General features: G+C 68.5%; 6 protein-coding genes and 3 pseudogenes. All 9 read left to right on the top strand.

Going from position 1 to position 13,600, the window contains the following annotated elements; genetic code table 11:
- The first annotated feature begins 4 nt into the window (after positions 1–4).
- A complete protein-coding gene (locus PLE19_02535) occupies positions 5–2,248 on the top strand; it encodes a glutamine amidotransferase (GenBank protein ID HPD13794.1) in 2,244 nt (747 codons plus the stop codon).
- On the top strand, positions 2,245–3,084 hold the full coding sequence (locus tag PLE19_02530) for a hypothetical protein (protein ID HPD13793.1): 840 nt from the start codon (positions 2,245–2,247) through the stop codon (positions 3,082–3,084). Before PLE19_02535 ends, PLE19_02530 begins: the two co-directional genes overlap by 4 nt.
- A 126-nt stretch (positions 3,085–3,210) precedes the next feature.
- Positions 3,211–6,849, top strand: a complete 3,639-nt coding sequence (locus PLE19_02525; GenBank protein HPD13792.1) for a hypothetical protein — start codon at positions 3,211–3,213, stop codon at positions 6,847–6,849.
- Positions 6,846–9,002, top strand: a complete 2,157-nt coding sequence (locus PLE19_02520; protein HPD13791.1) for a tetratricopeptide repeat protein — start codon at positions 6,846–6,848, stop codon at positions 9,000–9,002. The genes PLE19_02525 and PLE19_02520 overlap by 4 nt, the downstream gene beginning before the upstream one ends.
- Positions 9,003–9,018: 16 nt before the next feature.
- Positions 9,019–9,864, top strand: coding sequence for a hypothetical protein (locus PLE19_02515; protein HPD13790.1), 846 nt, complete (start codon positions 9,019–9,021; stop codon positions 9,862–9,864).
- A gap of 31 nt (positions 9,865–9,895) precedes the next feature.
- Positions 9,896–10,162: pseudogene (locus PLE19_02510) on the top strand (FHA domain-containing protein).
- A 135-nt stretch (positions 10,163–10,297) separates the two neighbouring features.
- Positions 10,298–11,233, top strand: a pseudogene (locus PLE19_02505) (MoxR family ATPase).
- A 138-nt stretch (positions 11,234–11,371) separates the two neighbouring features.
- Positions 11,372–12,310, top strand: a pseudogene (locus PLE19_02500) (MoxR family ATPase).
- A 501-nt stretch (positions 12,311–12,811) separates the two neighbouring features.
- Entirely contained in the window at positions 12,812–13,576 is a 765-nt protein-coding gene (locus tag PLE19_02495) for a DUF1080 domain-containing protein (GenBank protein ID HPD13789.1), read from the top strand.
- Positions 13,577–13,600: the final 24 nt, after the last annotated feature.

Below are 13,600 nucleotides of genomic sequence, written 5' to 3'. Positions count from 1 at the left end.
GTAAGTGCATTGGACGCTTGACTATCCGTGGGGTCAGACGCTCACCTGGCTCGCCGTGGTCGGCGTGGTGATGGCGCTGGCCGGCTCGTTCGCCCTGGTGTGGCGCGAGTTGCTGCCCTTCACGCTCACATCGGCGGCCATTGTGATCCTCAGGCTCGGCGCACTCGCCATGATCGTGTATCTCCTTGTTCAGCCAAGCATTACGTTCACAAAGACCGAGGAGATCAAGCCCCACGTGGCCGTGCTGCTCGACACGTCGGGCAGCATGAGCGTGGTGGATGCGGGCCGCGACAGGCCGCGTCTGCGGGAGGCGCTCGACGCCCTGCGCGAGTCGAAGCTCATCGAGAAGCTGGGCGAGAAGGCGACGGTGGACCTCTTCGAGTTCGCCACCGGCCTCTCGCGGCTGAAGCCCGAGGCGCTCGACAGCCTCGAGAAGGCCACCGGCACGGGCACCAGCCTGGGCATGGCGCTCTCCCAGCTTCGCGACGAGCTCAAGGGCGAGGACCTGGCCGGCGTCGTGCTGCTGTCGGACGGGCGCGACAACACGGGCAGCGACCCGCAGGTGGCCGCGAAGGAGCTCGAGGCGCCCATCTTCGCCGTCGGCTTCGGCCGCCCTAAGCCCAAGGAAATCAAGGAGAAGGAATCCGACCTCTCCATCGTCGCTGTCTCGCATGACAAGCGCATCGTCGTCGGCCACACCTCCGACGTCACGGTGACCGTTGGGATGAAGGGGTTCGGCGCGCGCAGCGTGCCCGTCGAGCTGCTGCTCGACAACGAGGTCATTGCCACGTCGGCGGTCGCGTTGAGTCCCGACCGCCCCGAGCGGCAGGTTTCCATGAAACTCAAGCCCACCAGCCCGGGGCAATTCGTCTACACCGTGCGCGTGCCGGCCGACCCCGCTGAGGCGAACAAGGCGAACAACGAGAAGCCGATGCCCGTGTTCGTGGCCGACCCCGTGTCGCGGGTGCTCTACATCGAGGCCCGACCGCGATGGGAGTTCAAGTTCCTGAGCCGCGTGCTGGCGGCCTACAAGAACGTCGAGCACACGGCCGTGATTCGCACGGCGCCCGGCAAGATGTCGGTGCAGGGCACGAACCCGGCCGACTCGGCCCGCATCGCTACGATGGCGCCGGCCGAGCTTCAGCGCCTGAAGGCGATCATCATCGGCGACGTGCCGCACACCTTCTTCTCGCCCGAGCAGCTCGCGACGATCGCCGCGCTGGTCGAGCAGGGCGGCGCCGTGCTGCTGCTGGGCGGCAAGAGCAGCTTCGGCACCGAGGGCTTCGGCAGCACGCCGCTGGCCCGGGTGCTGCCCGTCGAGCTCCTGCGGACGGCGTCGTACGTGGAGCGCCGCTTCCAGGTGGAGCTCACGCCCGAGGGGCGGGCGCACCCCGCATTCCAGGGCGTGACGCAGTCGTGGGCCAAGGCCCCCGAGCTGATCAGCCTGATGGGCGTGGGCGAGGTGAAGCCGGGCGCCACCGTGCTGATGAAGACGACCGACGGCTCGGACCTCCCCGTGGTCGTCGCCCACCGCTACGGCAAGGGCAAGGCCATCGTGGTGCTCACCGATTGCACGTGGCGCTGGAAGCTGGGCATGGCCGAGGGCCAGGTGCAGGACGACCTCCAGACCCTCTTCTGGCGCCAGCTCGTCACCTGGCTCATGCCCGAGGAGCAGGCCGAGAAAGAGCGGCGAGCCGTCCAGGTCGTCGCCGACAAGCTCTCCTACGAACTCAACGAGCCGGTGAACCTCACGGTCACCGCCGTGGACGCCGAGGGCCGCACGGCGCCCAACGCCAAGGTGGTGTGCCACATCTACGCGCCCGACGGCAAGGTGAGCGAACGCGCGGGCACCCGGCCCAAGGACGGGGCGACGGCCGGCGTGCCCGACGCCTTCACCGCGAGCTTCCTCCCGCACGTCGGAGGCAAGTACAAGGTCGTGGTGACAGCGCAGGCCGACGGCGCCGACCTGGGCCGCGACCAGATCACCGTGCTGGTGGGCGACACCTCGATCGAGATGAACGAGACCGACCCCAACCGCGACCTCCTGAAAAGGCTTGCAAGTTCAGGCGCGGGGCGGTATTATGAAGCAGTAGAGGCCGCGAAGATCGCCGACGACATGGCCTTCCACACCAAACAACACACCTGGACCGAGAAGCGCGAGGTGTGGAACAAATGGTGGGTCTTCCTCACGTTCCTCGGGCTGATGACCGGCGAATGGGTCCTGCGCCGAAGGAGGCAACTGGAATGAGGGCATTGCGGACTGCGGGTTGTGGAGGGCACATTGGCAGGCGCTCGATCGCGCTGTCGGTCTGCCTCCTCGCCGGGGCGGCCCTCGGGGCGACCAATCTCGTGGCCAACGGCGGCTTCGAGAAGAGCGACGGCAAGGTGCCCGAGGCCTGGCACATCAAGCTCACCGACTTCATGCCCAAGGAGGTGGGCAAGGACGAGGGCGGCACGATGCGCTTCCGCTACATCTGCGCCTGCGGGCAGGACCTGGGCGACCGCAAGCCCTGGTGCGGCCTGCTGTGCCCCAAATGCCGCGGCTTCATCAGCGGCGAAGAGTGCGGCGACTGGTACGTACACAACCACGAGCGCGTCTCGCTCGACCACGGCCCCAACGGCTACTGCGTGAAGTTCACCCTCGACAAGTCCACCGGCGAGAACCAGGGCGTGCGCATCATGAGCTACCTCATCAAGGTGAAGCCCGCCTGGGGCTACGTGATGACCTTCAGTTGCAAGACCAAGGGCTCGGTGGCCCGCGTGTTCGCCGAGTGCTATCGCGCACCGCAGTCGGGCGGCAGCGCCTACTGGGAAGGCCCGATGGACCCCGCGAAGCCCAAGGACGGCCTCGAACGCTGCTACCGCGCACACGTGAACTGCGGCAGCCCGGCAGACTGGCAAACGTTCACCAAGGAGATCGTGGCGCCCAAGCGCTACCAGTTCGACCACATCAGCGTCAAGCTCTACGCCTACATGCCCGGCGAAGCCTGGTTCGACAACGTCTCGATCCGCCCGATGACCTCGAAGGAGTACAACGACTTCATCGCCAGCAAGAACCCGAAGGACAAGCGGTTCGAGTATTAGTGCCCAGGACCGACAAGACTGATGGGACAGACAGGACCTGGGGGCGCGCCGTCCCCGGCTTGTCATATCGGTCCTATGAGTCCGATCCGTCCTATCCCGTGCAGGGTCCGCCTTGAGGAGCACGTCATGATCCCCAAAGAGCAGATCACGGCCTCGGCCGGGCGGTTGCGCCGCCGGCTCGAGACGCTTCAGGACCACCAGCGCGGCGTCTGGCTCGTCGAGGCCTTCGGCCTGTTCGTGGCCGCCGTGCTGGCGGCCCTCGGCTCGGCCATGGTGCTCGACAACCTGCTGCACCTGCCCATGGCCGTGCGCCTCCTCGCCCTCGCCGGCCTGGCCGGCATCGCCGTGCTCCTCGTCCGCTGGGGGGCGCGACTGTTGCGCGAGCCGCTCACCGCCGAACGCATGGCCGTGAAGGTCGAGCAGAAGTTCCCCCAGATGGACAACGCGATGATCAACGCCCTCCTCCTGGCCCGCGAGGACGACGCGGAGGCGAGCGAGCTGATCCACGCCGTCGTCGAGCAGGGCAACGCCGGCGCGGCCCGGGCCGACCTCACCGCCGCCATCCCCAAGCGCCGCCTGGCCGCCGCTCTGGGCGCCGCGGCACTCGTCCTCGGCGGCATGGCCGCCTACGGCATCCTCTACCCCAGCCACTTCGCCAACGCACTCGCCCGCGTGCTCGTGCCCTTCGCCGGCGTCCGGCCCCTCACCCAGACGAAGATCGTGGATGTGACGCCCAAGAACCAGAACGTGCTCGTGGGCAACGACGTGACGATCGGAGTCCAACTCGCCGGCAAGCTGCCCGACAGCGTGCTCCTCGTCTACACGCCCGAGAACGACCAGGAGCAGGTGGCCGTGATGCGGCCCGGCGACGCGCCGGGCAAGCTCCAGTGCCTGATGGCCGACGTCAGCCGCACCTTCGCCTACCACATCGTCGCCGGCGACGCGGAGTCCGACGCCTACACCATCACCGCCCACCATCGCCCCGCCGTCACCGACGTCAAGCTCGAGATCGCCCCGCCCGCCTACACCGGGCTGCCGGCCGCTTCGCAGGACAGCGGCACCGTGCGCGCCCTGCCCGGCTCGCGGGTGGACATTCGCGCGACCTGCTCGAAGCCGATCGCCAAGGCGGCCCTCGTGCTCTCCACGGCCGCCGAGCCCCTCGCCATGGCCATCGAGGGCGGCACCGTGGTCACCGGCTCCTTCCCCGTCAAAGCCCAGGGCAGCTACCACATTGACCTCACCGACACGGCCGGGTTCCCCAGCAAGCCCGTCTCGCGCGACATCGAGCTGCTGCCCGACGAGCCGCCCGAGATCGCCCTCGACTCGCCGCCCGCGCAACTGGTCGTCAAGCCCGAAGCCACATTGCCCTTCCAGTTCACCGTCACCGACCGCTACGGCGTCGCAAGCGCCCAGATCGTCCGCCTCCACCCCGCCAAGGAGGGCGAGCCGAAGGAGACCGATGAGGTGCTCGCCGACTGGCAGGGCGAGGGCAAGACGCAGAAGGTCCTCCAGGTCACCCATCCGCTCCCCGTGGCCAAGCTGGGCATCGAGCCCGGCAAGTCGGCCTCGCTCCAGGTCGTCGCCAAGGACTGGAACGACGTGACCGGCCCCGGCGTCACCCGCTCGGGGCGCATCACCGTGACCATCCTCTCGCCCGAAGAGGCCGAGAACAAGAGCCGCGAGACCACCAAGCTGGCCGCCGTGGAACTCGCCCAGATCATCCAGAAGCAGCGACGCAACATCGCCGACGGCGAGATCCTGCGCGCCAGCGAACTCAAACAGCCCGGCTCGCTCGCCGGCGCGGCCGAGAAGCTCGCCGCCTCCATCGCCCTCCAAGAGGAAATCCGCGCCGCCAGCGGCAAGCTCCTCGCCCTCATGGACGAGCGGTTGCCCCTCCGCGGCGTCCTCCAGGTGCTCTTCGACGGCGAAATGCTCCAGGCCGTCACCCAGCTCCGCACCGTGGCCAGGGCCGAGAAGCCGGCCGACGCCCTCAAGGCGGCACTCGACACCGAGCGCGTCATCCTCGCCCGCCTCACCGGCCGCATGGACCAGCTCCAGCGGGCCATGGACACGGCGGCCCTCCGCGACATCTTCGCCGTGATTGACGAGCTCATCCGCGAACAACAGCGCATCCGCACCGACACCCAGGCCGCCGCCGAGGCCAACGCCGCCCAGGGCAGCCCCGCCCTCGCCCAGCGGCAGGACAAGCTCACGGCCCGCCTCGCCCAACTCAAGGAAATGCTCCAGGAACAGGCCCGCCTCATCGCCAAGTCCGACGCCGAGCAGGCCACCCGCTTCGACGAGGCGGCCAAGATGATCGACTCGCGGCAGATCCGCCAGAACATGCTCCTCGCCGCCTCCCGCATCGAGAAAGGCCAGTTCGCCCCCGCCCTGCCCGAGCAAGACAAGGTGATGGCCGACCTGCGCGCCATCGCCGAATTCCTCCGCGCCCCCATCATCGCCGCCGCCGCCGAAAAACTCGAAAACCTCAAGAAAACCCTCGAAGAGGCCAAAGACAAGGCCGAAAAGCTCGCCAAGCTCCAGGCCGCCGTCAAAGAAATCAGCGAAGAACTCGAACGCTCGAAGGACAACCGCGGCGACAAGGCCAAGGAGGTCGCCACCCGCGCCGCCGAACTCGAAGGCGTGAAAGAGAAAATCGAGGACGCCGTCGAGCAGATGGCCAAGGACCTCGCCCTCTTCCCCGAAGTGCCCTCGTGCAACGAACTCGTGCAGGAAATGCGCGAGGTCTTCGAAGACATCACCCAGGTCCCCGGCAGCGAGAGCGCACCCGCCGAGGAAATCGCCGTAGACCGCGACGAGGGCATGCTCGCCGCACTCGACAAGGTCAAGGAACGCATGGCCGACATGGAAATGTGGCTCATGGACAAGCCCGACGCCCAGAAATGGAAGCAGGAGGCCTGGGACAAGAACGAGATGCCCAACATCCCGCTCGTGGACCTGCCCCAGGAGATGGAAGACCTAGTGGGCGACCTCGTGGACAAGCAGGAAGAGGTGGACGAACAGGCCCAGGACTCCGCCTCGAACGCCGCCACGGCCGACATCCCGGCCGGCTGGGACGTGGCCGACGGCCCCATCTCGAACTGGAGCGCCAAGGGCAAGAGCGGCAACGAGAAGCCCAACGCCAACGAAATGGCCGGCCGCTCCGGCGCGGGCCGCGAAGGCAACGCCAACGGCGAGCTGGTAGACGGCAAGGCCAAGGACCTCGAGGGGCGCGAAACCAAGGCCCGCCGCACCCACGACCCCTTCGGCGAAGGCCAGATTGACGAGGAGAACCCCGAATCCAAGGCCAAGGCCACCGGCGGCGGCAAGCAGAGCGGCATCGGCGGCGAAGGCGGCCTCAGCGGCACCGCCCCGCCCCGCAACGAACTCGCCCTGCGCGACCTCGAACGCCGCCAGCGCGAGGTGCGCCGCGACGCCGAAACCGTCTACTCCAAGGCCACCCTCATGTACCTGCCCACCGGCGAACTCGACGAGGCCATCGTCCTGATGCAGAAGGCCGAGCAGCAGGCCCGCGCCGGCGACCTCGTCGGCTTCGCCGAAACCCAGCGCCGCATCGTCCACGCCCTCCAGAACACCAAGCGCGCCGCCGCCGGCGAAGGCGCCGTGGCCCTCGACCCGCGCCACCGCCTCCCCACCGCCCTCAAGGAAGAAATGCTCAACGCCAAGGAGGAGCCGATCCCGCCCGAGTTCGAGCGCCTCGTCTCCGAATACTACAAGGCCATCGCCGCGGGGGCGGTCAAGTGAGAGAGCGCTCGCCCCAGGCCCCCCACCGCAAGCGCCCGGCCCTCGGGCTCCTCGTGCTGGAGCTCGTGGCGTGCTCCGTGCCGCTGGCGGCCTGCCTGGGCGCCGAGTGGAAAGCCCCCCGCGAATACCGCCGGCAGATCCTCGGCGGCGGCGACGCCGATACCGTGGCCTTCGCCTTCTGCGACGGCGGCCACATCCCCAGCGGCTCCCCCCTCGTGGTGGACGAGCAGGGCCAGGCCCTCCCCTTCCGCGTCCTGGCCCATCGCCGCGGCGGCGAAACGTGGATCGCCTACAACGCCGCGCGGGCCAAAGGCTCCGCCTTCGTCTACTACGGCGCCCGCATCCCCGGCGACACGCCCCGCCCGGCCGGCGGCTCGTGGGAGCCCAAGCTCAGCCTCCTCCTTCACACCATGCCCTGCCCCGGCGGCGCCCTCGAGAGCCACAAGCCTATCCAGGCCGCTGTGCGCGCGGGCGACTTCCATGGCATCGGCTTCGTCGAGAACATCTTCCACGGCATCAACCCCTTCGGCCCCGACAGCCTCTTCGCCTCCTACTACGTCGGCTACCTCAAGGTCGAGAAGCCGGGCAAGTACCGCATCTACACCGCCTCGAGCGAGGCCTCGTACGTCTTCCTCGACGGCAAGCTGCTCTGCGAGTGGCCGGGCCACCACGACGCCGGCGGCGGCCGCCAGGGCCAGCACGGCGCCGACATCACCCTCAACAAGGGCGAATACAAGATCGAATACTACCACGCCAAGACCCAGGGCGAAACGTGCATGATGCTCGGCTGGACGCCCCCCGGCGAACAGGGCTGGAAGGTGATCCCCGAATCCGCCTTCGTGCACACGCCGGTCGCCAAGGCGGGAGCCGTCGAGCGCCGCGCCAACGCCCCCCTCGCCGCTTTCTCCTGGGCCCAGGAGGACCAGCTCCTCGTGGACCGCAAGCCCGACCCCCGGGCCGGCAAGCTCGAGTTCAAGGGCCACGCCGCAGACCCCAAGGAGAAAGAAAAAGAGGCCAAGCCCGAGCCCGTCGAGCTCGAGCAGTTCACCCGTGTCACCTTCCACACCCAGTGCCGCAACGTGCCCGAGAAGGCCCGGGTGCTGTGGGACTACGGCGACGGCTCCACCGGGACCGGCGAAGGCAAGGAGCACATCTACGTGGGCGACGGGCCGTTCACCGTCGTGGCCCGCATCGTGGGCGAGGACGGCAAGCCGCTCGACACCTACGGCGCCATCGTCACCCTCTCGCCCGCCCTGAAGAACTTCACGATCCTCGACACCGACGCCGTGCGCCGCTACGTGGGCATCATCGTGGCCACCGACTGCACGAAGTACTCCGAGCGCACGATGGAGGCCCTCTGGGAGCTGGTGGAGACCGAGGAGGACGCCGAGCGCATCAAGCCCTTCACCGAGGCCTACGCCAACAGCTTCGGCGTCAAGGGCCCCAAGGCCTGGCGCGCCGCTGACCGCCTGGCCCTGGCCTGCTCCGTGAAGGAGCCGGAGCGGGCGATGAAGATCTACGCCGCCCTGGTGCCCGAGGCGCCCACCCGGCTCGACGCGGCCCGCGCGCAGATGGAGCGCCTCGAGATCCTCCTCCACAAGCTCAAGCAGCCCGAACGCGCCCTCGAGGCCGCCAGGAGCATCCTGCGCACCCGCAGCGGCCTCGAAGAACGCATCGCCGCCGTAAAGATCGGCGACGTCTACCGCGCCCAGGGCGACTTCGCCAAGGCCGAGGAGGCCTACCGCGACGCCCAGAAGATCACCTACGCCGAGGCCGACCGTCGCACCATCGCCGTCCGCCAGGGCGGCTTCCTCGAAACCGTCTGGTCCCACATCGAGAACGGCGCCCTGCGCGCCGCCCGCGAGGGCCTCGTGCTCTGGGAGATCGAATACCCCAGCGGCAAGCTCAGCGGCGACCTGATCCTCATGACCGCGCGCTACTTCGACAAGCTCGGCGAGCCCGACCGCGCCCTGGTCGAACTCGAAACCCTCGTGAAGCTCAACCCGCTCACGCCCTACCTGCCCGACGTCGAGCTGCTCATGGCCCGCGCCCACCGCAAGCTCGGCAACACCGCCAAGGCCCGCGAGCTGATCGAGAAGGTGATGCGCGAATACCCCAAGAGCCGCGCCGCGCAGCAAGCGGTCAGGGAGTAGTGAAGGAGACGGCCCGATGAGACGATCTCGGATTCCGGATTTCGGATTTCGGCTCTCCGCTCTCCACCAATCCGCACTCCCCAATCCACCCCCCGCCATCGCCCGCGTCCTCTCCATCCTCGCGCTCCTGGCGGCAACCGCCCTCGCCGAGAAATTCCACGACACCCCGCCCGGCGGCCCGGGCGGCCTCCGCGTGGCCGTCCAGCCCATCGCCGACCTCGAAGAGGCCATCGTCGTCGAGGCGACCGAATACAAGACCTACGTCGCCAACATTGACCGCGGCGCCGGCGTCGTCTCCCTCCAGGGCCTCCCGCCCGGCAAGTACGACCTCGTGCTGAAGTTCAAGGACAAGGTCTTCGAGGGCATCACCCTCGACCCGCCCGACGGCCTGACCGAGCTCCCCAAGGAGGCCCGCGACGGCATCGAAGAGGTCACCTGGATGAGCGAAGACTACTTCAACATCAAGCGCATCGTGCGCATGGGCGGCAACCCGGGCACCGTGAAGCTGCTCGTCGAGCAGATACGCGACAAGCGGACCTTCGACCCCGGCGGCACCGAGCTCAAGGGCATCCAGATTCGCCGCCTCGACCTGTGCGAGATGCGCAAGACGGGCAAGATCTGGACGGTGAAGATGAACCGCCACCTCTTCCGCGAGGAGCGCAAGATGGGCGGTCCCGGCACCGAACTCACCTTCGGCTACGTGCCCGGGCTCGGCGGCATTCGTGTGGGCGACGGGGTGGTGGCGCTGCCCGACTTCGACGCCGCGACGTTCAAGCGCCGCCCATGGCCGCACTTCTACACGGCCAGTTGGCGCGAGAAGGAGGCCGCCCCCGCCAAGCCGAAGCCCAAGCCCAAGAACTGACCCGCACCAGCGAAAGGGATCGAGACCGGCCATGCCCATCCTGAGAATCCGCGCCGGCTCCGGCAAGGAGCTCACCTACCGCCTGCCCAACGCCCCGATCCAGATCGGGCGCAGCCCCTCGTGCCAGATCCGCCTGGCCGGTGAGCGCGTGTCGCGCCATCACGCGCAGATCGAGCCGGCCCCCGAGGGCTTCGTCATCACCGACCTCGGCAGCGGCAACGGCACCTTCGTCAATGGCGAGCGGATCGAGCGCCGGCTGCTCACCCACGGCGACCAGGTGGGCGTGGCGGGCGTGGTGTTCGTGTTCGACAAGGGCGAGCAGGCCGAACCCGAGCCCGCCGAGGCCGCCCCCGAGGCCGCGGCCGGCGCAGTGGCCTCGCCCGCCCCCGGCGCCCTCGCCGAAGGCGCCATTGACGAACAGGCCGTCCGCAACATGAAGGCCGCCTCCGAGGCCATCCGCGCCGAGGTCAACAAGATCATCGTCGGCCAGGCCGAAGTGCTCGACCAGGTGCTCGCCGCCATGCTCGCGCGCGGCCACTGCCTCATGGTCGGCGTGCCCGGCCTCGCCAAGACCCTCATGGTCCGCACCATTTCGCAAGTGCTCGACCTCGACTTCAAGCGCGTGCAGTTCACCCCCGACCTCATGCCCAGCGACATCACGGGCACCGACATCCTGGAGGTAGACGAGGCCACCGGCACCCGCAACTTCCGCTTCATCAAAGGCCCCATCTTCACCAACATGCTGCTCGCCGACGAGATCAACCGCACGCCGCCCAAGACCCAGGCCGCGCTGCTCGAGGCCATGCAGGAGTTCAGCGTCACCGCCTCGGGCTACACCTACGAGATCGAGCCGCCCTTCTTCGTGCTCGCCACCCAGAACCCTCTCGAGCAAGAGGGCACCTACCCCCTGCCCGAGGCCCAGCTCGACCGCTTCATGTTCAACATCCTCGTGGACTACCCGACCGAGCCCGAGGAAGAGACGATCATCAAGCGCACCACCTACCGCTCGATGCCCACGCCCAAGAAGGTGCTCACCGCAGCCGACATCCTGGCCCTCCAGAAGATCGTCTGGCGCGTCCCCGTGCCCGACCCCGTGATCCGCTACGCCACGGCCCTCGTGCGCGCTTCGCGGCCCGGCCCGGGCGCGCCCGACTTCGTGAACCAGCGCGTCCAGTGCGGCGCCGGGCCCCGCGCCTGCCAGTACCTCATCCTGGGCGCCAAGGCCCGCGCCGTGCTCGAAGGCCGGCTCGAAGCCACGGTGGACGACGTGAGGGCCTGCGCCATCCCGGTCATGCGCCACCGCGTCTTCGTCAACTTCAACGCCCTCTCGGAAGGCGTGACCTCGACCGACATCGTGCGCGACCTCGTCAAGACCGTGCCGCCGCCCGCCGAGCGCGCCCCCATCACCCGCACGTACCAACCGGCCGCGCCCGCGCTCGAAAAAGAGCTGGGCCTGCCCGCCGACGCGCCCACCGAGGGCAAGCTCGACCTCGATTCGCTCCGCCGCATGCGCGTGGCCAGCGCCAAGATCCGCGACGAGGTCCAGAAGGTCATCATCGGCCAGACCGAGGTCCTCGACCAGATCGTCATGGCCATGATCTCGCGCGGCCACTGCCTCATGGTCGGCGTGCCCGGCCTCGCCAAGACCCTCACCGTGCGCACCATCGCCCAGGTGCTCGACCTCGACTTCAAGCGCGTGCAGTTCACCCCCGACCTCATGCCCAGCGACATCACGGGCACCGACATCCTGGAGGTAGACGAGGCCACCGGCACCCGCAACTTCCGCTTCATCAAAGGCCCCATCTTCACCAACATGCTGCTCGCCGACGAGATCAACCGCACGCCGCCCAAGACCCAGGCCGCGCTGCTCGAGGCCATGCAGGAGTACAGCGTCACCACCTCGGGCAAAACCTATCCCCTCGACCTCCCCTTCTTCGTGCTCGCCACCCAGAACCCCCTCGAGCAGGAGGGCACCTACCCCCTGCCCGAAGCCCAGCTCGACCGCTTCATGTTCAACATCTGGGTGGACTACCCCGCCGAGGCCGACGAGAACGTGATCGTCAAGGCCACCACCCAGCTCGCCAAGCTCAAGCCCCGCAAGGTGCTCGGCAAGCCCGAAATCCTCGCCCTTCAGGACATCGTGCGCCGCGTGCCCGTGTCGGACCACGTGGTCAAGTACGCCACGCGCCTGGTGCGCGCCACGCGGCCGCAGACGCCGGGGAGCCCCAAGTTCATCAACGACTGGATCTACTGCGGCGCCGGGCCCCGCGCCTGCCAGTACCTCATCCTGGGCGCCAAGGCCCGCGCCGTGCTCGACGGACGAGCCAACGTCTCGTGCAACGACATTCGCTCCGCGGCGCTCCCCGTGCTGCGGCACCGCATGTTCACCAACTTCAACGCCGACAGCGAAGGCATCAGCACCGTCGAAATCATCAAGCGGCTGCTCGAGGCCGTGCCCGAGCCGGGCGAGAAGGACTACGTGCCGGTGAGCAAGCCCAAAGAGGCCGCGCGCCCGCGGCCCGAAGTCGCGCCCATGCCTTCGGCCGCGCGCGAGGCCCCTCTGGTACGGCCCATCTCGCCTTCCGACACGGAAGCCCCCACCGTCGCCGTGCCGCCGCCCAGCGCGCCCGAACGTCGCATCGAGGCCGCTCCCGCGGCCGCGGCCAAACTCGACAAGCCCAGGTCCGCCGACGAAGCCCTCGCCGCCGGCCAGTGGATCGAAGACGAGCCTCTGCCCGAAGCCGAGATCGTGGACGACGCTGCCGCGGGCAAGCCTAAGCTCAAGTCTCGCGCCAAGTTCCGTCGTCGCTGACACATCGGCGCCTGCGTAGCGTGGCGGCCTGCCCCGCCTTGACATCGGAGGTGGGCACGGGTACGATGCAGGCACCGCGCAGCCGCCACGGGACGGCGGCCTCCCTGGAATCCCTCGCCGGAAAGGATGACCGCAATGAGAACAACGCTCGCGTGCCTTGCGGCCATGGCCGCGGCAATGCTCAGCGGCTGCTCAGCCCCGCCCGATACCAAGCCCGCCGAACCGGCCAAAGCGAAGGAGGCGCCGAAAACCACGGAGGCCCCCGAGACCAAGGAGGCGGCCAAGACCCCCGAGAAGGCCAAACAGGTCACCCCCGCCACCGTGCCGCCGGGCGACTGGTTCCAGATGTTCGACGGCAAGAGCCTCAACGGCTGGAAGGTGCTGAAGGAGGACAGCTTCTCGCTCGCCGGCAAGGTGGAGGTAAAGGACGGCGCCATCGTACTCGGCGAGGGCATGCCCTTCACCGGCATCCAGTGGGAAGGCGACTTCCCGAAAGAGGAATTCGAGGTGCGCTGGGATGGTTGCCGGCAGAACGGCATTGACATCTTCGGCGGCCTCACGGTCCCGGTGGGCGACTCCCATGTGACCTTCGTGTGCGGCGGCTGGGGCGACAGCGTGGTGGGCCTCTCGAGCATAGACGACCGCAACGCCAGCGACAACGAGCAGACGAAGATCATGAGCTTCAAGAACAACCAGTGGCACGAGTTCCGCCTCCGCGTCACCAAGGCCAAGATCGAGGCCTGGGTCGGCGACAAGCAGGTGGTGGACCTCGAGCGGGGCACCCACAAGTTCACCATCTACGACGAACTGCTGCCCTGCCGGCCGCTCGGCTTCTTCTCCTGGAGCACGCAGGGCGCCGTGCGGAACATCGAGATGCAGCGTCTCAAGCCCGCCCCGTAGCGTCTCGCTCAGCAGCGCGGTCAG

This window comes from Planctomycetota bacterium (assembly GCA_035384565.1).
In the GTDB taxonomy this organism is placed as follows: domain Bacteria; phylum Planctomycetota; class PUPC01; order DSUN01; family DSUN01; genus DAOOIT01.
The sequence above is the reverse complement of the archived record's forward strand: the minus strand, read 5'-3'. Positions and strand labels throughout refer to the sequence as shown.